The following is a 24,458-nucleotide window of genomic DNA, read 5'->3' as shown; positions in this document are numbered from 1 at the left end:
GGATTAGGACAGTGCGGTCACGGCTTCACGGACGGTTTCAGCGACCCGTTCGACCTGGGGATCTGTGAGGTTGGCGTGCATCGGGATCGCCAGGTGGCGGCCGAAGACATCGGCGGAGACGGGCAGGTGCTCGCTCTTCCCGTACAGCGGCTGGACGTGCGAGGCGTAGGTGCCGAAGTTGCACTGGACGCCCTGCTCGCGGATGCGCAACGCGAGCGCGTCGCGGCTGATCGCCGGGTCGACGGTCAGGATGTAGGCCTGCCAAGGGTGTTCGCGGTCCGGCAGCTCGACCGGCACGGTCAACCCCTCGAGCCCGTCGAACGCCTCGTGGTAGCGCTTGGCGACCGAGCGGCGCGCGGCCAGCAGGTCCGGCAGGCGGTCGAGCTGGACGTTCATGATCGCGGCCTGCACGTCCGAGAGCCGGAAGTTGTAGCCGAGTTCGTGGAAGCTCGGGATCGGCAGCTCGCCGGAGCCCTCGCGGGTGATCGCGGGCTCGATGCCGTAGGTGTGCAGCTTGCGCGCATGCTCGATGAGGTCGCCGCGGTCGGAGACCAGCGCGCCGCCTTCGCCCGCGGTGATGCCCTTGCGGCCGTGGAACGAGAAGGCGGCCAGGTCGGCGAGGCTGCCGGCGGGGCGTGTCTTGTACGTCGCGCCCGCGGCGCAGGCGGCGTCCTCGAACAGCCAAAGGCCGTGCTTGTCGGCGATGGCGCGGTATTCGTCGAAGTCACCGGGCTGACCGGCTACGTCCACAGCGAGGATGCCGACCGTGCGCGGGGTGATCAGCGCTTCGATCGACGCCGGGTCGGCGCTCCAGATGTCCGGGCGGATGTCGGCGAACACCGGCGTCGCACCGGCCTGGAGCACGGAGTGCCCGGTGGCCGGGAAGGTGTAGTCACCGACGATGACCTCGTCGCCCGGCTTGACGCCGAGGACCTTGAGGCCGAGGAACAACGCGGACCCGCAGTTGCTCGTGGTCAGCGCGTGCGCGACGCCCGCCGTCTTCGCGAAGCGTTCTTCGAACTTGCGGCAAGCAGGGCCCGCACCGGCGAGCCACCCGGAACGGAAGACCTCGGCCACTGCGGCGAGCTCCTCGTCTCCGACGGTCGGCTGGCCTAGGACGATCGAGTCAGACATACCTCTCCCGTTGCGTAGGGACGCCGCGAAGTGTATAGAGCCGATCTCGTGTGATCTGGGGCGGGCCGCTGATCAGCCACGACCTGGCAGCGTTTTCCACGCTGAGCTTTAGACTCTCGGCATGCGATTCGGTGTGCTCGGCCCGACCGAGGTACTCACCCCATCGGGCGACCGAATCGCCGTCGGTGGGCCTCGGGTGCGGACCTTGCTCGCCCTGCTCGTGCTGGACGCCGGGCGGGTCGTTTCCCCGGAACGGCTCATCGACGGCATGTATGGGGAGTACCCACCGGACGGCGTCGCGAACGCGCTGCAGTCCCAGGTCTCCCGCCTGCGGCAAGCCCTCAAGGCGGCGGGCAACGTCGTCGAGTTCAGCGCGGCCGGGTACCGGCTCGCGGCCGACCGCGACAACGTCGACGCGCACCGGTTCGAGCGGCTCGCCGAGGAGGGCCGCCGGGCTCTCAAGGCCGCCGATCACGCGAAGGCTGCGGAGACGTTGCGCGAGGCGCTGGCGCTGTGGCGGGGTCAGCCGTTCGCCGACATCGCGGACGCCCCGTTCGTCGAGCCGCAGATCGCCAGGCTGACCGAGCTGAAGCTGACCGCGACCGAGGATCGGATCGAGGCCGAACTCGCACTCGGGCAGCATCGGGACCTGATCGCGGAACTCCAGGAGATCGTCGCGGCCAACCCGTTGCGCGAACGGCCGCGCGCCCAGCTCATGCGGGCACTGCACGGCAGCGGACGGCAGGCCGACGCGCTCGCCGCGTACGACGACGCCCGCCGCACGCTCGCCGACGAACTCGGCGCCGACCCCGGTCCCGAACTCGCCGAGGCGCATCTGCTGGTATTGCGCGGCGAGCCGGAAGCACAGCCCGCCGTCGAGAACGTCCTCCCAGCGCAGTTCACCAGCTTCGTCGGCCGCGACGAGGAGTTGCGCCGCGTCGGCGAGCTGCTGGAGCGCGGCCGTCTCGTCACGCTGACCGGCCCTGGCGGCACCGGCAAGACCAGGTTGGCGATCGAGGCCGCGAGCAAGGCGCGCTCGGTCGGTTTCGTCGAACTCGCGCCACTCGCGAGCGCCGCCGACGTCCCGCAGGCCGTGCTCGCGACGCTCGGCCTGCGCGAAGCCGCGTTCGCGATCCCGCCGCAGGGCGGCAACGCACCCCATCAACCGACGGAACGCCTGGTCGCCGCGCTCGCCGAGCGCTCGATGCTGCTCGTGTTCGACAACTGCGAGCACCTCATCGACACCATCGCCCAGCTCGCCGCGAAGCTGCTGGCCGCCTGCCCCGGCCTGCGCATCCTCGCCACCAGCCGCGAGCCGCTCGACATCACCGGCGAGCTGATCGCCCCGGTCCCCCGGCTGGCCGTTTCCCCGCCGGGCACCCCGGCCGAGGCCGCACTCGACTACCCCGCGGTCCGGCTGTTCGCCGACCGCGCGTCCGCGGGCCGCGCCGATTTCGCCGTCACCGACGAGACGATCGGCGACGTCCAGCGCATCTGCGCGGCACTCGACGGCCTGCCGCTGGCGATCGAACTCGCGGCCGCGCGCGTGCGGTCACTGCCGCTCGGCGAGATCGCCGTCCGCCTCGACGACCGCTTCCAGCTGCTTTCCCGCGGCAGCCGCACGGCCGTGCCCCGGCACCGGACGCTGCGCGCGGCCGTCGAGTGGAGCTGGGAGCTGCTCGACGCCGAGGAGCAGCAGCTCGCCCGCAGGCTCACCGTGTTCTCCGGCGGCGCGACACTCGAAGCCGCCGAGGAGATCGTCGGCGTGCCCGACACGGTCGACGTGCTCACGGGCCTCGTCGACAAGTCGCTCGTCGAAGTGCACGGCGACCGCTACCGCATGCTCGAGACGATCCGCGCGTTCTGCACCGAGAAGCTCGTCGAGCTCGGCGAGGCCGAAGACCTGCGCGGCGCGCACGCCGAGTACTTCCTCAAGCTCGCGCAGACCGCCGACCCGCATCTGCGCACCGGCGAACAGCTGAAGTGGCTGACCAGGCTCGACGCCGACTACGAGAACATCCTCGCCGCGCTGCGCTGGTCGACCGAGTCCCGGACGGACATCGCGCTGCGCCTGGTCAGCTCACTCTGCCGCTACTGGTGGATGCGCGGCAGGCGGTTCGAAGGCGCGATGCTGTCGATCGAACTCGCCAAGCGCCTCGGCCCGGTGCCACCCGCCGACCTGCGCGAAGAGTTCCTGCTCTGCGTGCTCAGCGCGATGACCGGCATGCACGACTACGAGCCGCTGCGCGAACACATCGCGATCGTCGAGGCATACGGCCAAGAGCCACCGTGGATCCCGAAGCAGCCGATGCTCACCATGCTGCAGGCCGTCGTCGTCGGCCCGCCCGAGGAGGGCAGCCCGCTCCACGAGTGGGAGATCGAGCTCATCCTCGGCTCCGACGACTGGAGCCGCGCGCTGGTGTCGATGGGCACCGGCCTGCGCGCCCAGATGGCGGGCGAGATCGCCAAGGCCGAGCGCTGCCTCGCCGAGGGCCTCGTCAAGTTCCGCGCGGTCGGCGACCGCTGGGGCATGTCGATGTCACTCGATCATCTCGCCGAGATCGTCGCCTGGCGCGGCGACTCCGACCGCGCCCTGACCTTGATGAACGAGGCACTCGACCTGCTCCGCGAGATCGGCGCCACCGACGACACGGCCGAGCTCCTCGTCCGCCGCGGCGAAGTCCGTTCCCGCTTCGAAGACGTCGACGGCGCCCGAGCCGACTTCACACTGGCCATCGATTTGGCCCGCCGCACCGGTCTCCCCGAGACCCGCGCCGCGGGCCGCCTCGGCCTCGCCGAGCTGGCCCGGCTGTCCGGCGACCTGCCCGCGGCCCGCACACTCGGCGAGCAGGTGCTGGCCGAATGCCCGACCGGCGGCTTCACGGCCGACGACGTGCGCTCGCGTACCTATATATCCCTGGGCCGCGTCGCCGAGGCTGAAGGCAACTTCCTCGAGGCGACGGCCCGGGAGCGTCAGGCGTTGGAGTCGCCGTACACCCGGCGGAACCGGATGGTCGCGGCGAACGCGGTCGAGGCGGTCGCCGGCGCGATGCTGCTGGACGGCAACGCGGAGCACGCGGCGGTGCTGCTGGGCGCGGCCGTCAGCCTGCGCGGGGCGAGCGTGGCGGGTGACCCGGACGTGGCTCGGGTTCGGGCCGGTGCGGTCGCTCAGCTCGGGGTTGAGGATTTTGAGCGGTCCTATGAGGTCGGGCATGGTCTGCCGACGACCAAGGCGCTGACGATCGCCGGGCTCACCGACTAAACAACCTGAAGTCGCCGCTCAGACTGGGTGAACAGGTTGTCCGCCGAGTCGTCGGCGAAGCCGGCCATTTCCGCGATCTCGCGATCGGTGAGCCCCTTGGCACGCAGAGCCTCACCGATCGCGGCGATGAGCTGCGGTGTCTCCGGTGCGAGATGCTCACTGTCCGGCTCCGTGATTTTCCAGCCTCTGGCGTTCATGGCCTTGTAGAAGCTGGTTCGTTCGGCTGTCGGCACTCGATCCAGCGTGTAGGCGCGCTCGAACAGCGCCTGCATCGAAACCCCCCAAACCCGCTTCAGATCACGCAGCCTGCCCAGCGTCGCCGGATGAAGGTCGGGCTTGATGACATGAGCGGGCATCAGGAACTCGGCGGCGAACTCGGCGGCTTCACGCTCCGGGTCCTCCGTCGCCACGCCGTTGTGCAGCACCAAGTGGCCGAGTTCGTGGGCCAAGGTCATCCTCTTGCGATCGACCGGCGCGCCACTGTTGATCAAAAGCACCGGGTGGTCACCGATCCACTGCGACAGTCCATCGATGCGCGAAGTCCCGAAATCTTCTTCCAGGACGACGCAGCCCGCCGATTCGAGCCAGCGGGTCAACTGCCGGACCGGTCCGATCGGCAGGCGCCATTGCGCACGCACCATCAGGGCGGCTTGACCTGGCGTCGTGTCGATGGGATCGAACGTGGGAACCGTTTGTTCGGCACGCATCGAGACTTCCTCGAACAGCACGGACAGATGCAGCCGATGGACGTTGAGCTTCGCTTCCAGCCGCCGCCACGCGGACGCCTTGGTCGTTCGCTGCCGCCTCATGTGCGCGTCCACTGCGAGCGCACCGCGGACAACGTGATCTCGGCGAAGGAACCCCTTCGAGACTCCCAGTGCCGTGGCGAACCGCTCAAGCACATCATCGTCCGGCATGCGTAGGTCGTTCTCGTATCGAGACAACGCAGCCTGCGTCACGTCAGCTTGAACGCACAGGTCAGCCTGGGTCAGACCACGAGCGCGGCGGAGTGTTTCCAGCACATCGCCCATACCTGTCATGTAGCTTCCTCTTCGTCCTGTGCCACCGCCTCGTACAGGTCGATCTGCGGTAGTGACGGGTCGACCGGCGTCCACGTTATGACAGTGGCCGCCGCACCGGGCGCCGCGTCGACCTCGACCGCCCAAATCGCGTCGGAATCCAGTCCATCGCGCAACGAGATGATCGTACTGCCGATCTGACGGTCCTCAGGGTTCCAGCGATAGCCGAACCCCAACCGAACTTCCTCCATACCCTCCAAAGTGTCCGACTGAGCCCAAAAGGCCAGCGCGGCCTTCGTGGCGTAGGAGCGGACCCGATCCCTCATGGTGTGCCGTTTCACCCTGGCGCGGTACCGCAGACCCACGGCGACCTCGCGGGTGACTCCTTGGTCGGCGAGTTCGACCGAGTCGATGTCGGTGAGCGCCCTCCTCAGATGAGCCCACAGCCGGTCGTGGATCCAGTTCGACAAACCTCGATCACTGCTGTCCGCGACCCATGCCGGAAAGACATCGCGATACTCGGCCAAGTCGGACCGGGTTGCCTTGGTCGCGTCCACCAACGCGGTCACGACCTTGTCGCCCAGGTCCTGAAGAACATCGTCTGCCGCTGGATATGAAAACATACCAAAAAATATACCGGCCTAGGCCAATTGTGGCCAGGGTCGCCACCCGGCCGAGTGGCCCACTGACGGCCTTAAACTGTTGTCTTAGACAGTTGTCAGCATTTGGTGCGTGGACGGTCAGCGTGACGGGCAACACTGCTCACCATGACGAATCCAACGCTCAGCAGCGCCCGCAAGTGGGGCACCCTGGTCATCTGCTGCCTCGCCCAGCTGCTCATCGCGCTGGACATGACGGTCCTGCACTTGGCCATCCCCGCCATCTCGGGCTCGCTCAAACCGTCTTCCACCCAGATCCTCTGGATCGCTGACATGTACGGCTTCGCGCTCGCCGGCTTCCTGGTCACCATGGGGAACATCGGTGACCGGATCGGCCGTAAGAAGCTGCTGCTCATCGGCTCGGCCGTGTTCGGCGTCGCTTCGGTGCTGACCGCGTACGCCAACGGGCCGGAAATGCTGATCGGCGCTCGTGCGCTGCTCGGGGTCGCCGGTGCGACGCTGATGCCGTCGACGCTGTCGCTCATCCGCAACGTCTTCACCGACCCGAAGGAGCGCACCGGCGCGATCGGCGCGTGGAGTGGTGTGGCCGTGCTGGGGATCGGCTTCGGGCCGGTCATCGCAGGGACGCTGCTGGCGAACTTCTGGTGGGGCTCGGTCTTCCTGATCAACGTTCCCGTCGTGGTCGTGCTGCTGGTCGCCGGTTTCTTCGTGCTGCCGGAGTCGCGTAACCCGAACCCGGGCAAGCTGGACGCGCTCAGCGTGCTGCTGTCGGTCGCCGGCATGCTCGGCGTGGTCTACACGATCAAGGAGGTCGCGGCGAGCGGCTTCAAGCACACCGATGTGATCGCGGCGGCCGTGATCGGGGTGCTCTCGCTCGGCGTCTTCGTGCACCGGCAGGGCAAGCTGGCCGAGCCGCTGATCGATGTGAAGCTGTTCGCGCAGCGGGCCTTCTCGGCCACCATCGGCACCACCGTGGTCGCGATGTTCGTGCAGCTGGCGCTTTCGCTGGCGCTGGCGCAGTACTTCCAGCTGGTGGTCGGCTGGTCGCCGCTGAAGTCGGGCCTGGCCGGTCTGCCCGGCATGGTCGGCGCGCTGATCGGCGGCACGCTCGCCGGGGTGTTCGTCAGCAAGTTCGGCAGGCGGGCGACGGTCATGCTCGGCTGCGCGCTGTCCTCGACCGGCTTCGTGCTGCTGGCCCAGACCCCGGTCGACGTCAACTACCCGCTGCTGGTGCTGTGCGTGATCCTCTGCGGCTTCGGTGTCGCGATGATGCTGACCGTCGCGACGGACACCGTGCTCGGCGTCGTCCCGAAGGAGCGTGCCGGTGCGGCTTCGGCCATCTCGGAGACGGCCAACGAGCTCGGTGGCGCGCTGGGCATCGCGATCCTCGGCAGTGTCCTCGGTGCGCTGTACCGGACGAACCTGCAGCTCCCGGCGGGGCTCGGGGCGGACGTCACCGGCCCGATCAAGGAGAACATCGGCGCCGCCGTCGCCACCGCTTCGCAGCTGCCCGGTGACCTCGGCTCGCTGATCGTCAACACCGCTCGCCACGCCTACGTCGACAGCCTCGGCATCACCTTCTACGTCTGCGCCGGGCTGATGGCGGCACTCGCGGTCAGCGTCTGGTTCACCATGCGCGGTGTCCCGAAGGTCATCGAGACCGACGAGGACGCGGTGCTGGAGCCGGTCGCCGTCTGAGGTTCATGCGCACACCGGGACGACCCGGTGTGCGCATGAACTAATCTGATCGATCGTGCGTAGCGCTAGTGATGTCGTGGTGATCGGCGGCGGGATTCTCGGACTGGCCGTGGCCTGGGAGCTGACCAGGCGCGGCACGGACGTGACCGTGCTCGAGAAGGAAGACCGCTGGGCGGCCCACCAGACCGGGCACAACTCGAATGTGGTCCACGCCGGGCTGTACTACAAGCCCGGCTCCTTCAAGGCCAGGATGTCGACAGCGGGCAACCGGTCCATAGTGGACTTCGCGCGGCACTACGGGGTGCCGGTCGAGGTGTGCGGAAAGCTCGTCGTCGCGACCAGCGACGACGAGCTTCCTGCGTTGCAGGTGCTGGCGGACCGTGCCGAGGCGAACGGCGTGCCCGCGAAGCTGATCTCGCCGAGCGAGGCTCGCGCGTACGAACCCGAGGTCTCCTGTGTCGGGGCGCTGCGGGTGGAGTCCACCGGCATCATCGACTTCCCCGCCGTGTGCGCGGCGCTGGTCCGGCTGCTCGACGAGACCGGCGCCGACCTTCGCCTCAACACCCCGGCGCTGGCCATCCGGTCGACCGGGCGCGGGGTCGAGGTGGCCACCGGCGACGACATCATCCGCGCCGACGCGCTGGTGAACTGCGCCGGCCTGCAGTCGGACCGGGTCGCCAGGCTCGCCGGGCTGAACCCGTCCGCGCGGATCGTGCCGTTCCGCGGCGAGTACTACGAGCTGAAGCCGGAGCGCCGGGACCTGGTGCGCGGCCTCATCTATCCGGTGCCCGACGCGTCGCTGCCGTTCCTCGGCGTCCACCTCACCCGCATGCTCGACGGCAGTGTGCACGCCGGCCCGAACGCGGTGCTCGCGCTGAGCCGTGAGGGCTACGGCTGGGGTGACGTCTCCGCGAAGGACCTCGCCGAGGTCGCCCGGTTCCCCGGACTTTGGCGGCTGGCACGCAAGTACGCCTACCCGACCGGGCTCGACGAGGTGCGCCGCTCGTTCTCGAAGAAGCGCTTCGCGAAGAGCCTGGCGCGGCTCGTGCCCGCCGTGCAGCCGGAGGACATCGTGCGCCATGGCTCGGGGGTGCGTGCGCAGGCGCTGCTGCCGAGTGGCGCGCTCGTGGACGACTTCCTGATCGAGACGGCACCGCACCAGGTGCACGTGCTCAACGCGCCGTCACCGGCGGCGACGAGTGCGCTGGAGATCGCGAAGCACGTCGCCGATCAGGTCGCTTAGCTCGGCAGATTCGGGGAGACGGCCGGGATCGCGGCCTTGACGAGGTCGCAGATCTTGGTCTTGTCGTCGAGGTAGCCGCTGGTGATCATCACCGACGAGGTCGGGCTGACCTCGAGTGACGCGTAGCAGCTGACGTCGTCCTCGCTGGGGTTGGAGAACAGGGTCCACTTCTTGCCGCCCGCGTCGACCGGCTCGCCGCCCTTGTCGAGGTAGGGCCATTCCTTGGCGGGCTTGGTCAGGCCGAACCAGACGTCGAGCGGCTTCTGACCACGCGCGCCGTCGGTGTCCGGCCATTCGCAGCCCGGCTGCTCGGGCTTGGTCTTGCCGAGTTCCTCCATGCCCGCGGCGGTGAGCGCGAGCGCCGTGACCTGGTCCGGCTTGAGCATGTCGCACGCCTTGACGCCGGCGAGCGGGCTCGGCGGCGCGGAGGCCGAGGTCGACGGGCTCGGCAGTGCCGTGACCGGCGCGCCGCCCGGCAGGTGCGACGAGACCAGCGGCGCGGCGGCCTTGGCGACGTCGCAGGACTTCTCGGGCGCCGTGAGGTTGGTGCCGAGCAGTTCGACGAAGCCGTTGCCGTCGAGCCTGGTCATCAGCGAGCAGAACGAGTCACCGAACGGGTTCTTGTAGTGCGTCCACTTCAGGCCGCCGAGCTGGAGCTCCTCGGCGACCTGGGCACCGTTGTAGTACTGGTCGACGGTGATGTCCGCGCTCCAGGTCACGGTCACCCCGTCGGACGCGCCGTTGGCGCCCTTGAAGTCACAGCTGGGCGGCAGCTTGCGTGCCTTGTCGGCCTTCGTGAACTTGCCCTGGGGGCCGAGGCCGATCGCCTTCGCCTGATCAGCGGGCAGCAGCGAGCACGGGTCCGTGGCCTGTTCGATCGGGCCCTGGCCCGGCTTCGGCTTCGCGGAACCGGCGACCGTGGTGGTGCAGGCCGCCAAGAGCGTCAGTCCCGCGAGTGCCGCTGCCAGCTTGATCTTCACGCGATGCACCCTAACGCAGTAACGCTTAGCGCACTGGCGAAAGGATTTCTTTGCCGCCGATGAACGGGCGCAGCGCCTCGGGCACGCGCACGGAACCGTCCTCCAGCTGGTGGTTCTCGAGGATCGCGACGATCCAGCGGGTGGTCGCCAGCGTGCCGTTGAGCGTCGCGACGGTCTGCGGCTTGCCGTTGTCGTCGCGGTAGCGGATGCCGAGCCTGCGTGCCTGGAACGTGGTGCAGTTCGAGGTCGAGGTCAGCTCGCGGTACGCGTCCTGCGTCGGGATCCAGGCCTCGCTGTCGTACTTGCGCGAGGCCGAGGTGCCGAGGTCGCCGGCGGCGGTGTCGATGATCCGGTACGGCACCTCGATCTTGGCGAGCATCTGCTCTTCCCAGTCGAGTAGCCGCGCGTGCTCCGCCTCGGCCTCTTCCGGCTTGGCGTAGACGAACATCTCGACCTTGTCGAACTGGTGCACGCGGATGATGCCGCGGGTGTCCTTGCCGTACGAACCGGCCTCGCGGCGGTAGCAGGACGACCAGCCCGCGTACCGCATCGGGCCGTCCTTGAGGTCGAGGATCTCGTCGGCGTGGAAGCCGGCGAGCGGCACCTCCGAGGTGCCGACGAGGTACAGGTCGTCGTCGCGCAGGCTGTAGACCTCCGACGCGTGCGCGCCGAGGAAACCGGTGCCCGCCATGATCTCCGGCCGCACCAGCGATGGGGTGATCATCGGGACGAACCCGTTCTCGACGGCCTGCGCGACGGCCATGTTCAGCAGCCCGAGCTGCAGCTGGGCGCCGATGCCGGTGAGGAAGTAGAACCGCGAGCCCGACACCTTGGCGCCGCGCTCCATGTCGACCGCCTTGAGGCCCTCCATGAGCTCGAGGTGGTCGCGCGGGGTGAAGTCGAACTTCCTCGGCTCGCCGACGGTCTTGAGGACCACGTAGTCGTCCTCGCCGCCTTCGGGCACGTCGAGGTGAACGAGGTTCGGCACCAGCCGGTGCAGAGCCTCGAACTCCTCCGACGCCTGCGTCTGCTCGGCTTCGGCCGCCTTGACCTGCGCGGCCAGCTCCTTGCCCTTGGCGAGCAGCTCTTCGCGCTCCTCACCCTCGGCCTTGCCGACGAGCCTGCCCAGCGACTTCTGCTCAGCGCGCAGCTTGTCCGCACTGGCGATCGCGGACCGCCGCTTGGTGTCGAGGGAGAGCAGCTTGTCGACCACTCCCTCGTCCTCACCACGCGCGCGCTGCGAGGCGCGCACGGCATCCGGGTCTTCGCGCAGAGTCCTGGGGTCAATCACGCGGGCTAGGTTACTCGGAACCGCACGACGGCCTCGGCAAGGGCGACACCAGCGTCTTCCTGGAGGAAATGCCCGGCGTTCGCGATGACCGGATGCTCGAGCCCGGCGGCGCCCGCCATGGTCCGCTGCAGGATCGGCGACATCGGCCCGGTGATCGGGTCGCTGTCGGAAAACGCGCACAGGAACGGCAGGTCCAGCTTCGTCAGCGTGGCCCACGCGGCGCGGTTCGCCTCGGTCGCCGGGTCGTCTGGGCTGTTCGGGACCAGGCCGGGCATCGCGCGCGGGCCGGATTTGTACGTCTCGTTCGGGAACGGCGCGTTGTAGGCGGCCAGCACCTCGGGTGCCAGCTTCGTCCGGCAGCCGGACTGCACGAACCGGCCGATGTCGAGCACCGGCGCCTTTTCGACGGCTTCGCGGAACGCCCACCAGACGTCCGGCATCCGCGTGTCGCCGGTCGGCAGCCCGGTGTTCGCGGCGACGACCGCGGCGAACCGGTCGGCGTTCTCGGCGACCAGGCGCAGCCCGATCAGCCCGCCCCAGTCCTGGCCGACCAGCGTCACGTCGCGCAGATCGAGCACGTCGAAGGCCAGCTCACGCATCCAGCCGACGTGCCGCGCGTAGCTGTGGTCGTCTTTCGACACCGGCTTGTCGGATCGGCCGAAGCCGACGAGGTCCGGCGCGATCGCGCGGAACCCAGCGTCGGCGAGCACCGGGATCATCGTGCGGTAGAGGTAAGACCAGCTGGGCTCGCCGTGCAGGAGCAGCACCGGTGGTCCCTCACCGGCCTCAACGTAAGCGACCCGCACTCCGTCGGAGAGATCGACGTAGTGCGGGTCGTAGGGAAAGTCGGTCAGATCGGTGAACCGGTCGTCCGGCGTGCGGAGAAGTTTCACCTACCCGACGGTAGTGGTCAGGAGATGGCGACGGCCACCACGAGACCGAGCGCGATGTGCACGGCGGCCACCACGATGCTGGCTGGCGCGAACTGCTCGCTCTCGATCGTCGAGCCGACGTCGATGCGGGTCGCCCACTCGAGCAGCCGCACCGCGAGCACCTGCACGACGATGCCGATCAGGCCGTAGACCAGCGAGGTGATCAGGCCCTCGGTCAGGTCGCTGGCCGAGTTCGCGATGGCGACGACGATGATGAACGCCATCGACAGCATCCCGGACGCGGTCACGATGACCGCGTTCGGCAGGCCGCGGGTGATCAGCTTCGCGAGCTTGCCGGGAGTGGTCCAGTCGATCGCCCAGAACCCGGCGAACATCAGGATCAGCCCGACCACGCCGTACAGCAGGATCGCGCCGATGCCCCGGACGAGGTTGCCACCGAAGTTCTCGGACAACGCGAGGGTGGTGGTGTGCACTGGGATCTCCCGGTCATTCAGGTCTCAAGTGGACGGTGATGCTTGTATCACGACTCGGGGATCCTATGTGGGACAAATGCGGCACCGTCGTCGGTAACGAGACCTGCTGTTTCCCTGATGCCCAGCCCGGCCGCGTTGTCACCGACCACCCAGGCGCCCAGCGCCGGACGGAAGCCGTTGAACTCCGGCAGCGGGTCGAACGCCTGGTAGACGAAGCCTTCCGCGCCGTAGACGCCACCCGTCTGCGTCTCGTAGCCGGGCGCCACGATCGAGACGTTGGCGCCTTCACGCCCGAGCTTCGGCTTGCGGACGTACTCGGTGAGCAGACCGGGGTCGTCGAGGAACGCGGGCAGCAGGTTCGGGTGGCCCGGGTAGTTCTCCCAGAGGATCGCCAGCAGCGCCTTGTTGGAGAGCAGCATCTTCCACAGCGGCTCGACCCAGAGCGTCGCGGGCAGTGACTCGACGGCGAACTTGCCGAACTCCTCCTCGACCAGCCACTCCCACGGGTAGAGCTTCACGACCGTGTTGATCGGCGCCTCTTCGAGGTCGACGAACCGGCGCAGCACCGGGTCCCAGCCGAGCTCCTCGATGGCGAGGCCGACCGTGTCGAGGCCTGCCTCGGCCGCGGTCTCCTGCAGGTACGCCGTGGTGACGTGGTCCTCGCCGGTCGGGTCGGCGGTGGACCAGGTGAAGTGCAGCTCCTTCGACGGCAGCCGCTCGCCGACCTCGCCCCAGCGCTCGACCAGCTTCTCGTGGATGGAGTTCCACTGGTCGTCGTCGGGGAAGACGTCGGTCTTCCAGTGCCACTGCACGACGGCAGCCTCGAGCAGCGACGTCGGCGTGTCCGCGTTGTACTCCAGCAGCTTCGCCGGGCTCTTGCCGTCGTAGCGCAGGTCGAAACGGCCGTACGTGTGCGGGTCCTGGCGGCGCCACGACTCCGCGATGTGCGGCCAGACCCACTCGGGGATGCCGAAGTCGCGGTAGCGCTCGGTCAGCACGACGTGCTCGACCGCGTCGAGGCACATCGAGTGCAGCACCTCGACGTCAGCCTCGACCGAGAGGATCTCGTCCATCTCGAAGACGTAGTGGACGGACTCGTCCCAGTAGGGCCGAGCCTGCCCGGTGCCGTAGCGCGCGGGAGTGCCGAAAATCAGGCCCTGCTCTTCGACGATCCGCTGCCAGTCCCGCCGAGGGGTACTGGAATCCCTGCGCACTTACGAGCCTCCGCTCTTGCCACTGGTGCCGCTGGTCCCGCCGCTGCCGCTGCTCTTGCCGCTGATGCCGAACCCGCCGCGCTGGACGGTCTTGCCGGACTTGGTGTTCACGGTCGTCCGGCCGGACGGCGCGTCGTACGAACCGCCGCGCACCGGCTGCCCGACCAGGCCCTGCCCGCCGTAGTTGTAGCGGTACTGGTTGTAACCACCGCCGCCGGGGATCGGAATGAAAAAGAAACCACCGGAGTGGTAGCCGCCGTGACTCGACACGTACGTCTCGTCACAGTCGTTGTCATCGCGGACGATGCCGCTGTTGTCGGTGCAGACCGCGGTGGTGCTGCCCTGCGGCGCCGCGACCGTGTAGAAGGTCGCGATCAGCCCGACCAGGCCGACCGTCACACCACTGCCGATCAGGATCTTCCGCTTGGTCGCCGCCTTGCCCTCGGCGACCTGAACCTCCTGCTCGTTCTGCTGTTCCTGGGCGAGCGCCTGCTGGCGGGCGCGCTGTTCAGCCAGCGTCGGCGGCCGCACCTGAGTGTTCTCGTCCTGAAAACGCATGGACCCCCGCCGAGGTGGTTCGGGCGGTTGCTGTCCCCCGTAGCTCTGGTCATCCGTCATCGAACGCTCCCAAATCGCATGAAGTCACATCAACACTAGTCACCCGGCCCGCGCGATGTGCGAGCAACGCGGGCATCATGGAGTAGATGTCTCAAGAGCCTGGACGGTTTCGTTCCCCGAGGATCGCGCTGGAAGCGGTGCGTACTCGCCTGGTCATGGCGGGTGCGTTCGTCGGTGCGCTGATCGCACTCGGGCTCAGTGTCGCGTTCTCGTGGACCGATGACGCCAGTGGCGGCAGCGGGACAGGACCTGGCGGCGGCAAGCTGTCGCCCGCCGCGGAGGAGGCGTTCAAGTCTCCGGCGGGCAGTTGCCTCAACTGGAAGCAGAAGGACGCCGCCGACGTCCACATCGTGCCGTGCGGCGAGGCGCACCTGTTCGAGGTGACCAGCGTCGAGGACATCGGCGGCCAGTTCCCGAAGGGCGCGCCGACCCCGGACATCCCGGCGTGGGAGCGCATCGCGCAGGAGCACTGCCCGGCCAACGCCAAGACCTACCTCGGCAAGCCGCTCGACCCGTACGGCAAGTTCACGGTCAACATCCTGCGCCCGACGGCGGCGCAGTGGTCGGCCGGCGACCGTCAGCTCCGCTGCGGTCTGCAGTGGACGGGACCGGGCGGCGCGCTGCAGACGCTGACCGGCTCGGCGAAGGAGCAGCAGCAGTCGCTGGTCTGGGAGCCCGGAACCTGCCTGGCGCTGGCTGGCAAGACCTTCGGCGACCCGATCGACTGCGCGCGCGAGCACTCGTACGAGATCATCGCGAAGCTCGACCTGAAGACGAAGTTCCCGGACAGCTACCCGTCGCAGGACGACCAGAAGACCTGGCTGGACACCGAGTGCACCAAGGCGGCCGCCGACTACACCGGCGGCGCCGACCTCGGCGACAAGAAGCTCATCCTCACCTGGGACACCCGCGAGACCGAAAGCTGGGACGCCGGCTCGACGCTCGTCAACTGCAAGGTCGCCGCGAAGCTCGAAGACGGCAGCGGCCTCGCCGCGGTCACCGGCAGCGTCAAGGGTGGCCCGCAAGGCGACGCGCCGCCGGAGTCCTCCGCCGCCTCCCCGACGCCGACCAGCGGCGGCTGACCCATGCCCGTGGAGATGACACGGCAACGGTTCGAGGAACTGGTGTCGGAGGCACTCGACGAGCTCCCGCCCGACTTCGCGCGCGCGATGGACAACGTCGTCGTGCTGGTCGAGGAGTTCAACGACGAAGAACCGTCGATCTTGGGGCTGTACCACGGAATCGCGCTGACCGAGCGCCGCACCGACTACGGCGGCGTGCTGCCGGACCGCATCTCCATCTACCGCGAGCCCATCCTCGGCATGTGCGACACCGAGGACGAGGTCGTCGAGGAAATCTTGATCACCGTCCTGCACGAGATCGGGCACCACTTCGGCATCGACGACGCCCGCCTGCACGAACTCGGCTGGGGCTAGCCGCAAACCTCGCTTATCGGGGCGTCCGATGACAGGGTGGGGCGATGCTCAAGCTTCTGGACACCCTGGCCGACCGGACACTCGTCCCGGGTTACACCAAGCTCGGCTATCGCCTGCGCAGCAGGGGCTGGGCGCCCCTCGACAGCATGCGGGGCAAGCGGGTGCTGGTCACCGGGGCGAACAGCGGACTGGGGCGCGCGGCCGCGACGAAGTTCGCGGAGCTCGGGGCGACCGTTCACTTGGGAGTGCGTGACCTCGCCAAAGGGCAACAGGCCAAGGAGGAGCTGGCGGCCAGGTTCCCCGACGCCGAGGTCCACGTCGAACTCTGCGACATGTCCCTTGTGGACACTGTCAGGGAGTTCGCCGCCGAGTTCGTGGCCAGGCACGACACGCTCGACGTGCTCGTGCACAACGCCGGGGTGCTGCCGGCGGACCGGCAGGAGACGAGCGAGGGCAACGAGGTCACGCTCGCCACGCATGTGCTCGGCCCGTTTCTGCTGACCGGAATGCTGGTGCCCGCGTTGATCAGGGCCAAGGGCCGGGTCATCTTCGTCAGCTCCGGCGGGATGTACAGCCAGCAGCTCAATGATCAAGATCCTCAGTTCCGCCAAGGGAAATATCGCGGCGCGACCGCGTACTCCAGGACGAAGCGGATGCAGGTCGTGCTCTCGGGGCTCTGGGCCGAACGGCTCAAGGGTGACGGGATCACCGTCCACAGCATGCATCCGGGGTGGGCCGCGACGCCGGGGGTCAGTGACTCGCTGCCCGGGTTCGCGACGGTCATGGGACCTTTGCTCAGGAACGCGGACGAGGGCGCCGACACCGTGGTGTGGCTGGCATCCGCACCGGAAGCCGCACGGGAAACGGGCCTGTTCTGGCACGATCGGGCACCCCGCCCGGAGCACTATTTCCCGTGGACCAAGGAATCCGCAGCGCAGCGGGCGAGATTGTGGGCTTTCTGCGAGGAAACCACCGCCGGAGCATGATCGTAAACTCGTAGTGAAGACTCAACCACGCTGAGAGATATTCTGCGGTAGCCTCTAACGCACAGTCAGTGAACGACTCCGACTCGTGCTGGGGAGGCACAATGAGCGAAGCCGTGAGCTCAGGGGCAGACCGAAGACTGCTTTGGTTGCTGTCGTCGAGCGCGGTCTCCAATCTCGGCGATGGCATCGGCAAAGTGGCGTTCCCCTTGCTCGCGGCCACGCTGACCCGCGACCCCGTGCTCATCGCCGGGCTGTCGGCGACCCAGTTCCTGCCGTGGCTGCTGTTCGCGCTGGTGGCGGGCGCGCTGATCGACCGGATCGACCGCCGCAAGGCGATGATCTACGCCAACCTCGCGCGTGCGCTGATCGTCGGCGCGATGGCGCTGCTGGTCTACACCGGCGGCGTGACGATCGCGGTCGTCTACGTGGCCGCGTTGCTGATCGGCACCGCCGAGACGATCGCCGACAGCGCGGCCAACGTGCTCATCCCGGCCGTCGTCGACCACGACCGGCTGGAGAGCGCCAACAGCAAGCTCCAGGCCTGCGAGATCGTCGGGCAGACCTTTCTCGGCGGACCGCTCGGCAGCGCGACGTTCGCGTTGTTCGCGGTCTTCCCGTTCCTGCTCAACTCGGCCGGTTTCGCGTTGGCGGCCGGGCTTCTGGTCGCGCTCGCCGGCTCGTTCCGCGCCAAGCCGAGCACGCCGAGCGCCGAGCCGACCCGGCTGCGCACGGAGCTCGCCGAGGGCATCGGCTGGCTCGTCCGGCATCGGCTGATGCTGCGGCTGGTGGTCATCGCCGGGCTGGTCAGCCTCACTTCCGAGCTGGCACAAGCACAACTGGTGCTTTACGCGCTCCAGGACGCGAAGCTGAGCGCGGCGACGTTCGGCGTGTTCGCGCTCATCGGCGGTGTCGGCGGGCTGGCGGGCGCCGCGGTGGCACCGAAACTGATCAAGCGGACCAGTCGCGGATCGGTGCTCTCCAGCGGGATCGTCTGCTGTGGACTCGGCATCGGCGGGATGGGGCTGATCACCCAGCCTGCGGTGTCGGCGACGTTGTTCGGCCTGTTCGCGGCGGCGATCGTGGCGGTCAACGTCGTGCTCGGCACGGTCCGGCATTCCGTGGTGCCCAGCGAGTTCCTCGGCCGGGTGCTCGGTGTCTGGCGGACTGTCGTCTGGGGCGCGGTGCCGGTCGGCGCGCTGCTCGGTGGCCTGCTGACCCGCGCGCTCGGCACGTCGAGCGCGACGTTCCTCGTCTCCGGTGTGCTGCTGCTCGGGATCGGCGCGTTCTCCGTGACGGCGTTACGTACGTTTTCGCTGGACGTCCGTCCGGTAACAGCCTGCGCACAACCGTGAATTAGTGCGATCGGCCCGATGAATTGCGGGCGTTTTGGTGCTGAAATGACAGCCGACCCTGCACCAGGGAGGCGCACCATGGACGTTGCCGCCGCTCCGGAGACCGACATGGCTCCGGATGAGGTCCCGGCTTCCCGAAGACCACTGGTTTTGGCCGGGGTAATCGGTTTCGTGATCGGCGGCGGGTTGCTGGCCGTGTTGTGGGGAGCCTCCGCGTCGAGCGCGGGCGCCGTCGATGACGCCAGAGCCGCCTGCGAAACCCTGGACCGGATGGGCGAGCTGCCGGTGACGATCAGCCGCACGGAGACGGGTTTGCTGGCGCCGGGTCTCATCCACCAGGTCACGGCGGCTCGCGAACTCGCGGCCGCCGCGGCCGAGGGGAACAAGAACTACCAGGAGCTGTCCAACCATGTCGACGCGGTGAGTCGCATGGTGATCAGCCTGCATTTCAACGAGACCTCCGGGCACAAGCACCTGGAGCAGGCCAAGCAGATCTGCGCCCGCATCTAGGGCGTGTCTCCTGATTCTGGTCGATGGGCTTCGTGATCCAGGTGGTTCCTGACGGTGCGGGTGATTCGTCCTCGTACCGGGTTGTACTCGGATGGATCGCCCGTGCCGTCAGGGGCCGCCTGGGCGCGAAGACCGCGATCAGAATCAGGAGACACGCCCTAGGCCTTGTGCACGGTTTTCACGGTCAGCTGGTTACCGGGGATTTCCTTGCCAGCGCAACCGGTTCCGGGTGCCGCGACGAAGTTCGACGCGGTTTCCTGCGGCAGGTAGACGCGCAGTCCCTTGACCTCGGTCGGACGGCAGGCCGCCGAGTCGAAGTTGCGCACCTGGACGAAGCCGATGTCGGCGGCGGCGGACTGGCCGTTCGCCAGCTGGATGGCGTCGCCCTTGGTGCCGTCGCGGAACGCGTCCTTGCCGACCTGGTGGCCGTCCTCGCCCGCGACGTAGGAGATGCCGGGGAAGCCCTGGATCGTGCACGGCTTCCCGCTGACGTTCTTGATCAGCAGCGGCCGGTACACCGTGCCGGCGGCGGCGTCTCCGGTGCCGAGGCTGAGCTGCACGTCCTTGGACTTGCAGAGCCCGTCGTCGGGTTTGGGCGCGGCCTGCTGCACGGTCGACGTCGGCTCGGCGGGGCTCGGCGGCGTCTCCGATGACGACGACGAGGACGGTGCCGAGCTGGGCGATGGCGGCGCGGCCGGGTTGCCCGATGGGCTGTTCCCGCATGCGGCGAGCGCGGCGGCCATCGCCACCGAACCTGCGACCACCCCGACGCGCGTGACTTTGTTTCGCACCATGGTCTTTCGCCTCCCTGTGCTGGTGAGGAACTACTGGGTAGACGTCCAGCCCGTGTCCGGGTTGCACCTGTTCCCTCTACCTGGTGAATTCCCCACGGCACAAAAAGTAATCGTCCGTGCGCGTGCGTGCTAGTCGAGCGGGAGGCCTGCCCAGCTGTGGCAGTGCCAGCCGCCGCCGGCGACCGTCTCGAACACGACGATGCCGGTGTTCGGGATGAAGCCCTGGTCCGCGGTCTCCGGCCCGACATTGTCCGCCAGCCATTCGCCGGTCAGCCGCATCGCGCCACCATGGCTGACCAGCACGATGATGCCCGCGGGGTCGGTTTCCTCGTGCTTCGCGCGCAGGTCGCCGATGGCCGTCAACATGCGGGCCTGCACCTCTTCGCCGCTCTCGCCACCCGGCATCCGCACGCCGAGGTCGCCCTGCAGCCAGCTGCGGGCGACCTGCAGGTACAGGTGCGTCGACTCGGCGTCGGTCGCGCCTTCGAGGTCACCGGCCGCGACCTCCTTGACCCCGTCGATCACCTGCACCTCGTGCCCGAGCGCGGCGGCCAGCGGCGCGGCCGTCTGCTGCGCGCGGACGGCCTGCGACGCGTAGATCGCGACGATCGGCTCGCCGCTCAGCGTGTCGACCAGCGCGTTGGCCTGCTCCTGGCCGAGGTCGGTGAGCGGCGGGCCGGGCAGCTGCGTGTCGAGCGCGCCGCGCACGTTGCCGATGGTCTGCCCGTGCCTGATCAGGAACAGCCTCACGCCAGATCTCCCTTGCGGACGGCCTCGAGCCAGGACGCCGCCTGGTCGAAGTCCTCGTTGCCTGCGTCCGGCTGGACGGTGGCCGCGACGCCGTCGGCACGCGGGTGCGAGCCGAGGAAGCGGACGTTGGTGCAGCGCCGCCGCAGCGCGGCCAGCGCGTCGCCGATGCGCGGCTCCGCGATGTGGCCCTCGAAGTCGATGAAGAAGTGGTACTCGCCGAAGTTGTTCCGCGTCGGCCTGGCGTCCAGTTTGGTCAGGTTGATGCCGCGGAAGGCCAGCTCGGTGAGCAGTTCGGCGAGCGTGCCGGTGCGGTTCGGGGTGGACGCGATGATCGAGGTCCGGTCGGCGCCGGTCGCGGCGGGGATCTCACCGGGCAGCTTGAACAGCAGGAACCGGGTCTGCGCGTCACGCAGGTCGGCGACCCCGGTGGCCAGCACCTCGAGCGGATAGTGCTCGATGGCGACCGGCGCGCAGACCGCGGCGTCGACCTCGCCCGCGTCGACGGCGACGGCGGCCGCCGCGGTCGACGAGGTGGCGATCTGGCGCGCGTCGGGCAGGTTCTCCTCCAGCCAGAGCCGCACCTGTGAGAGCGCGGGCGGGTAGCTGGCGACGGTCTTGACCTCGGTCGTGCCGGGGCGCACCAGGATGCTGAAGTGCACCGGGAGCAGCCACTCGGCGACGGCGACCAGCGGCGAGCCCTCGTTGAGCCCGTCGAGCGTCGGCGTGATCGCGCCCTCGACCGAGTTCTCCACCGGCACGCAGGCGCCGTCGGCCGCGCCTTCGCGGACCATGGCGAGCGCGGCGCGAATGGTCACCGCGGGCACGAGTTCGTCGCCGGGTGCGGCCAGTGCGCGCGCGGCCTGCTCGGTGAAGGTTCCTTGTGGGCCGAAGTATGCGATCCGTGACACCTCGCCAGGCTAGGGCGTGTCTCAAAGTCATGGCCGATGGGCTCCGTGATCCAGGTGGTTCCTGGCGGTGCCGCGCAATCATCCTCGTACCGGGTTGTACTCGGGTGATTGCGCGGTGCCGCCAGGGGCCGCCTGGGCGCGGAGACCGCGGCCATGACTTTGAGACGCGCCCTAGTCACCTACGTAGTGGGCACTTTCACTCGGACAGCCGGTAGCCCAAACGGTTACCAGCGGTGGCGTTTTTTGACATGCTGGGACCGTGACCGCCGAATCGGGCACACACACCGGCCGGGAGCAGCGGCTCTTCTCCCGGTCTCCGGAGCTGGTGCTGTGCGCCGTCGATGAACCGTTAGCCCGCGCCTGGGAGTCCGTACCGGCCACAGTGGACGGATCTGTCCGGGTACACCGCGGGTCGGTGCTCGACGTCGTCGCACAGGCCGTGGTCAGCCCGGCCAACTCGCTCGGCTGGATGCGTGGCGGCATCGACGCGGTCTACGCGCGTGCCTACCCGGGCGTCGAGCAGAATGTCCGCAGCGCGGTGCTGCACTTCCATGGTGGCGAGCTGCCGGTCGGCGAGGCTGTGGTCGTTCCCACAGGCGAGACGGCGCCCGCGTGGCTCATCAGCGCGCCGACCATGCGCCGTCCCGGTGAGCGGCTGCCGGACGACACCGTGCACCCCTATCTCGCGGCGCGCGCGGTCTTCCTGAAATGGCGCGACGGCAAGCTGGAGCAGGGACTTGATGTACGCCAGGCCGTCGATACCATCGCGATGCCCGGTTTGGGTACCGGCGTCGGGGGCGTCGCACCCCAGACCTGCGCACGCCAGGTAGCGGCCGCCTGGGAAGAGGTCTTTTCCGGTCGCTGACGCCACCCGTATAAGGGGTGGACTACATCACAGCGCGTTTGCGCGTCGTCTGGCCTACCGTTGGTATGGCGTTACGCAGTTGTACGCAAACGGCAGGAGATGCGCATGCCGCGGGTACGTGAGCTCAGCCCGTACGTGGAGCTTCACCGTGAACAGTGGCGCGAGCTGCGTAGCTCGACCCCGCTGCCGCTGACCGCCGATGAGCTGCTGCGCCTGCGCGGCCTCGGCGAACAGGTGGACCTGGCCGAGGTGGCCGAGGTCTACCTCCCCCTTTCCCGGCTGATCAATCTGCAGGTCGCCGCCAGGCAGCGCCTGTACGAGGCGACGACGACGTTCCTCGGCGAGGACAGCAAGGACACCAAGGTCCCCTACGTCATCGGCATCGCGGGCAGCGTCGCGGTCGGCAAGTCGACCACCGCCCGCATCCTGCGCACGCTGCTGGCCCGCTGGCCGGACCATCCCCGCGTCGACCTGGTCACCACCGACGGGTTCCTGTACCCGCGCGCCGAGCTGATGCGCCGCGGGATCATGCACCGCAAGGGTTTCCCCGAGAGCTACGACCGCCGCGCGCTGCTGCGCTTCGTGACCGACGTGAAGTCGGGCGCCGAGCGGGTCAGCGCGCCGGTCTACTCGCACCTGGCGTACGACATCCTCCCTGGTGAGGAGCAGGTCGTGCAGCGGCCGGACATCCTCATCATCGAGGGCTTGAACGTGCTGCAGCCCGGCCCGAGACTGACCGTCTCCGACCTGTTCGACTTCTCGATCTACGTCGACGCGAACAGCGCCGACATCGAGCGCTGGTACATCGAGCGGTTCCTCAAGCTGCGGCACACCGCGTTCGCGGACCCGGCCTCGCACTTCCACCACTTCGCGGGCCTGCCGGACGACGAGGCCCGCGCCGAAGCGCGGCACCTCTGGCGCACCATCAACGAGCCCAACCTGGTGGACAACATCAAGCCCACCAGGCCGCGCGCGACGTTGGTGCTCCGCAAGGACTGCGACCACTCGATCAACCGGGTCCGCCTGCGCAAGCTCTAAGGCGTCAAAACGATCTTTCCGGTGGTGCGGCCGGTCTCGACCAGGCGGTGCGCCTCGGCGACCTCGTCGAGCGGCAACACGCGCTCGACGTGGATCTTGACCACGCCCGACTCGACGAGCTCGGCGATCTTCGCCAGCTCATCGCCGTTCGCCTCGCAGTACAGCCGGAAGTAACCCGGCTCGCCCGCGAGCTGATCGGAGCCGAGCGCGTCGACGAAAACGCCGCCCGATTTCACTAGTTCGAGTGAAGGCTGCGCAGCTTCCCCGCCGACGAGATCGAACACGAGGTCCACCGGCTCGAGCTTGGTGAAGTCCTCGGCCGTGTAGTCGATCAGCTCGTCGGCGCCGAGGTCACGCAGGAACCCGTGCTTCGCGGCCCGCGCGGTGCCGATGACCGTGGCGCCGCGTTCGCGCGCGAACTGCACGGCCAGGTGGCCGACCCCGCCCGCCGCCGCGTGGATCAGCACACGATCACCCGACCGCAGCTTCGCGAGCCCCTGCCAGGCGGTCAGCGCGGCCACCGGCAACGCGGCGGCGTGCACGTGATCGATGCCGTTCGGCTTGCGCGCCAGCGAGTCCTGCGCGACGACGACGTACTCGGCGTACGCACCGGCCGGCGACAGCAGCATCCCGAAGACCTCGTCGCCCACCTCGAACTTCCCCGCGCCCGGCCCGGTCGCCTCGACGACGCCGGAGACGTCGCAGCCGAGCCTGAACGGCGGCTCCCCGAAGTACCGGATTTGACCGGACCGCAGCCGCCAATCCGCCGGGTTGACCCCGACCGCGCGCACCTTGACCAAGACCTCGCCGTCGCCGGGCACCGGACGGTCGACCTCGACCATCTCCAGCACCTCGGGACCACCGAAAACCGACTGACTGACCGCTCGCATCTTCATGGGAACAATCCTCGATGCGATGGTCACTCTTGTGAAGAAGGCACCTTTTTGATATCCAGGTACCTTATGGATACCGTCCGCCACCTGCATCCAGACAAGAGCTGGGTCGATTCCTACCTTGAGGACTGCCCAGCCAGGACCGTGCTCGACGCACTCGCCAACAAGTGGACGCTGCTGGTGGTCTCGGCGCTGCGCCAGCACGACGGCCCGATGCGGTTCAACGAGCTCCGCCGCAGGCTGACCGGGATCACCCAGAAGATGCTCACGCAGACGCTGCGCGGGCTGGAGCGCGACGGTCTCGCCACCAGGAAGGTCTATCCGACGGTCCCGCCGCGGGTCGAATACCTGCTCACCCCGCTCGGCGTGGACGCCGGAAAACTACTCAACGCGATCGGCGAATGGTCGGAGCGGAACGTCTCCGAGATCCTCAGTTCGCGGGCCGCTTTCGACGCCAGGCCGGACCACTCGTAACGAACGC

General features: G+C 68.6%; 24 protein-coding genes. 11 read left to right on the top strand and 13 right to left on the bottom strand.

The features are described 5' to 3' along the window. Positions 1-3 precede the first annotated feature (3 nt). On the bottom strand, positions 4-1,134 hold the full coding sequence (locus AB5J62_RS00175; protein WP_370946056.1) for a DegT/DnrJ/EryC1/StrS family aminotransferase: 1,131 nt from the start codon (positions 1,132-1,134) through the stop codon (positions 4-6). A gap of 121 nt (positions 1,135-1,255) precedes the next feature. On the opposite strand from AB5J62_RS00175, the gene AB5J62_RS00170 reads away from it, so the two are divergent. Continuing rightward, the gene (locus tag AB5J62_RS00170) at positions 1,256-4,396 is read left to right on the top strand and encodes a BTAD domain-containing putative transcriptional regulator (protein WP_370946055.1); all 3,141 of its coding nucleotides are present in this window, start codon (positions 1,256-1,258) and stop codon (positions 4,394-4,396) included. Here the strand turns inward: AB5J62_RS00170 and AB5J62_RS00165 are convergent. Together AB5J62_RS00165 and AB5J62_RS00160 are read right to left on the bottom strand one after the other, a co-directional pair. Next, on the bottom strand, positions 4,393-5,427 hold the full coding sequence (locus AB5J62_RS00165; RefSeq protein WP_370946054.1) for a helix-turn-helix domain-containing protein: 1,035 nt from the start codon (positions 5,425-5,427) through the stop codon (positions 4,393-4,395). The genes AB5J62_RS00170 and AB5J62_RS00165 overlap by 4 nt on opposite strands. A 5-nt stretch (positions 5,428-5,432) precedes the next feature. Continuing rightward, positions 5,433-6,038, bottom strand: a complete 606-nt coding sequence (locus AB5J62_RS00160; RefSeq protein WP_370946053.1) for a hypothetical protein — start codon at positions 6,036-6,038, stop codon at positions 5,433-5,435. A 144-nt stretch (positions 6,039-6,182) separates the two neighbouring features. On the opposite strand from AB5J62_RS00160, the gene AB5J62_RS00155 reads away from it, so the two are divergent. Both AB5J62_RS00155 and lhgO read left to right on the top strand, forming a co-directional pair. Then, positions 6,183-7,733 (top strand): MFS transporter, encoded by a 1,551-nt coding sequence (locus tag AB5J62_RS00155; RefSeq protein ID WP_370946052.1) that lies wholly within the window; start codon positions 6,183-6,185, stop codon positions 7,731-7,733. Between the two features lie 55 nt (positions 7,734-7,788). After that, on the top strand, positions 7,789-8,976 hold the full coding sequence (gene lhgO / locus AB5J62_RS00150) for an L-2-hydroxyglutarate oxidase (RefSeq protein WP_370946051.1): 1,188 nt from the start codon (positions 7,789-7,791) through the stop codon (positions 8,974-8,976). Here the strand turns inward: lhgO and AB5J62_RS00145 are convergent. Genes AB5J62_RS00145 through AB5J62_RS00120 form a run of 6 tightly spaced genes read right to left on the bottom strand, consistent with a single transcriptional unit; the run spans position 8,973 to position 14,445 of the window. Continuing rightward, positions 8,973-9,956 (bottom strand): DUF3558 family protein, encoded by a 984-nt coding sequence (locus AB5J62_RS00145; RefSeq protein WP_370946050.1) that lies wholly within the window; start codon positions 9,954-9,956, stop codon positions 8,973-8,975. The two genes, lhgO and AB5J62_RS00145, sit on opposite strands and share 4 nt — an antisense overlap. Positions 9,957-9,981: 25 nt before the next feature. After that, positions 9,982-11,247 (bottom strand): serine--tRNA ligase, encoded by a 1,266-nt coding sequence (gene serS, locus AB5J62_RS00140; RefSeq protein WP_370946049.1) that lies wholly within the window; start codon positions 11,245-11,247, stop codon positions 9,982-9,984. A gap of 5 nt (positions 11,248-11,252) precedes the next feature. Further along, positions 11,253-12,140, bottom strand: a complete 888-nt coding sequence (locus AB5J62_RS00135; protein ID WP_370946048.1) for a haloalkane dehalogenase — start codon at positions 12,138-12,140, stop codon at positions 11,253-11,255. A 17-nt stretch (positions 12,141-12,157) separates the two neighbouring features. Further along, the gene (locus tag AB5J62_RS00130; RefSeq protein WP_370946047.1) at positions 12,158-12,613 is read right to left on the bottom strand and encodes a DUF350 domain-containing protein; all 456 of its coding nucleotides are present in this window, start codon (positions 12,611-12,613) and stop codon (positions 12,158-12,160) included. Positions 12,614-12,660: 47 nt separating this feature from the next. After that, positions 12,661-13,827 (bottom strand): glutathionylspermidine synthase family protein, encoded by a 1,167-nt coding sequence (locus tag AB5J62_RS00125; protein WP_091299775.1) that lies wholly within the window; start codon positions 13,825-13,827, stop codon positions 12,661-12,663. Continuing rightward, complete coding sequence (locus AB5J62_RS00120; RefSeq protein ID WP_370946046.1) at positions 13,828-14,445, bottom strand: hypothetical protein; 618 nt, start codon at positions 14,443-14,445, stop codon at positions 13,828-13,830. An 86-nt stretch (positions 14,446-14,531) separates the two neighbouring features. Here AB5J62_RS00120 and AB5J62_RS00115 point away from each other — a divergent pair, with 86 nt between their 5' ends. The 5 genes from AB5J62_RS00115 (at position 14,532) to AB5J62_RS00095 (ending at position 18,729) form a co-directional block, all read left to right on the top strand. Next, the gene (locus tag AB5J62_RS00115) at positions 14,532-15,527 is read left to right on the top strand and encodes a septum formation family protein (RefSeq protein WP_370946045.1); all 996 of its coding nucleotides are present in this window, start codon (positions 14,532-14,534) and stop codon (positions 15,525-15,527) included. A 3-nt stretch (positions 15,528-15,530) separates the two neighbouring features. Beyond that, the gene (locus AB5J62_RS00110; protein ID WP_370946044.1) at positions 15,531-15,881 is read left to right on the top strand and encodes a metallopeptidase family protein; all 351 of its coding nucleotides are present in this window, start codon (positions 15,531-15,533) and stop codon (positions 15,879-15,881) included. A 44-nt stretch (positions 15,882-15,925) separates the two neighbouring features. Continuing rightward, positions 15,926-16,867 (top strand): SDR family NAD(P)-dependent oxidoreductase, encoded by a 942-nt coding sequence (locus tag AB5J62_RS00105; RefSeq protein WP_370946042.1) that lies wholly within the window; start codon positions 15,926-15,928, stop codon positions 16,865-16,867. A 101-nt stretch (positions 16,868-16,968) separates the two neighbouring features. Continuing rightward, entirely contained in the window at positions 16,969-18,219 is a 1,251-nt protein-coding gene (locus AB5J62_RS00100; protein WP_370946041.1) for an MFS transporter, read from the top strand. 78 nt (positions 18,220-18,297) lie between these two features. Then, on the top strand, positions 18,298-18,729 hold the full coding sequence (locus AB5J62_RS00095; RefSeq protein ID WP_370946040.1) for a hypothetical protein: 432 nt from the start codon (positions 18,298-18,300) through the stop codon (positions 18,727-18,729). A 158-nt stretch (positions 18,730-18,887) separates the two neighbouring features. Here the strand turns inward: AB5J62_RS00095 and AB5J62_RS00090 are convergent, their stop codons facing one another. The 3 genes from AB5J62_RS00090 to pheA form a co-directional block, all read right to left on the bottom strand. Continuing rightward, positions 18,888-19,523, bottom strand: coding sequence for a DUF4232 domain-containing protein (locus tag AB5J62_RS00090; protein ID WP_370946039.1), 636 nt, complete (start codon positions 19,521-19,523; stop codon positions 18,888-18,890). A gap of 129 nt (positions 19,524-19,652) precedes the next feature. Then, on the bottom strand, positions 19,653-20,273 hold the full coding sequence (locus AB5J62_RS00085) for a histidine phosphatase family protein (RefSeq protein ID WP_370946038.1): 621 nt from the start codon (positions 20,271-20,273) through the stop codon (positions 19,653-19,655). After that, a complete protein-coding gene (gene pheA / locus AB5J62_RS00080) occupies positions 20,270-21,181 on the bottom strand; it encodes a prephenate dehydratase (RefSeq protein WP_370946036.1) in 912 nt (303 codons plus the stop codon). Before pheA ends, AB5J62_RS00085 begins: the two co-directional genes overlap by 4 nt. A gap of 259 nt (positions 21,182-21,440) precedes the next feature. Between pheA and AB5J62_RS00075 the strand changes: the two genes are divergently transcribed. After that, positions 21,441-22,046 carry a macro domain-containing protein gene (locus AB5J62_RS00075; RefSeq protein ID WP_370946035.1) on the top strand — a complete coding sequence of 202 codons (606 nt, stop codon included), beginning with the start codon at positions 21,441-21,443 and terminating at the stop codon, positions 22,044-22,046. A 105-nt stretch (positions 22,047-22,151) separates the two neighbouring features. Continuing rightward, a complete protein-coding gene (gene coaA / locus AB5J62_RS00070; protein ID WP_370946034.1) occupies positions 22,152-23,084 on the top strand; it encodes a type I pantothenate kinase in 933 nt (310 codons plus the stop codon). On the opposite strand, the gene AB5J62_RS00065 is transcribed toward coaA, so the two are convergent. Continuing rightward, positions 23,081-23,980 (bottom strand): NADP-dependent oxidoreductase, encoded by a 900-nt coding sequence (locus tag AB5J62_RS00065; RefSeq protein ID WP_370946033.1) that lies wholly within the window; start codon positions 23,978-23,980, stop codon positions 23,081-23,083. The two genes, coaA and AB5J62_RS00065, sit on opposite strands and share 4 nt — an antisense overlap. Positions 23,981-24,046: 66 nt before the next feature. Between AB5J62_RS00065 and AB5J62_RS00060 the strand changes: the two genes are divergently transcribed. After that, the gene (locus tag AB5J62_RS00060; protein WP_370946032.1) at positions 24,047-24,451 is read left to right on the top strand and encodes a winged helix-turn-helix transcriptional regulator; all 405 of its coding nucleotides are present in this window, start codon (positions 24,047-24,049) and stop codon (positions 24,449-24,451) included. Positions 24,452-24,458: the final 7 nt, after the last annotated feature.

It is taken from the genome of Amycolatopsis sp. cg5 (genome assembly GCF_041346955.1).
GTDB lineage: Bacteria > Actinomycetota > Actinomycetes > Mycobacteriales > Pseudonocardiaceae > Amycolatopsis.
Note: the sequence above shows the minus strand (reverse complement) of the source record. Positions and strands in the feature narration are given on the sequence as shown.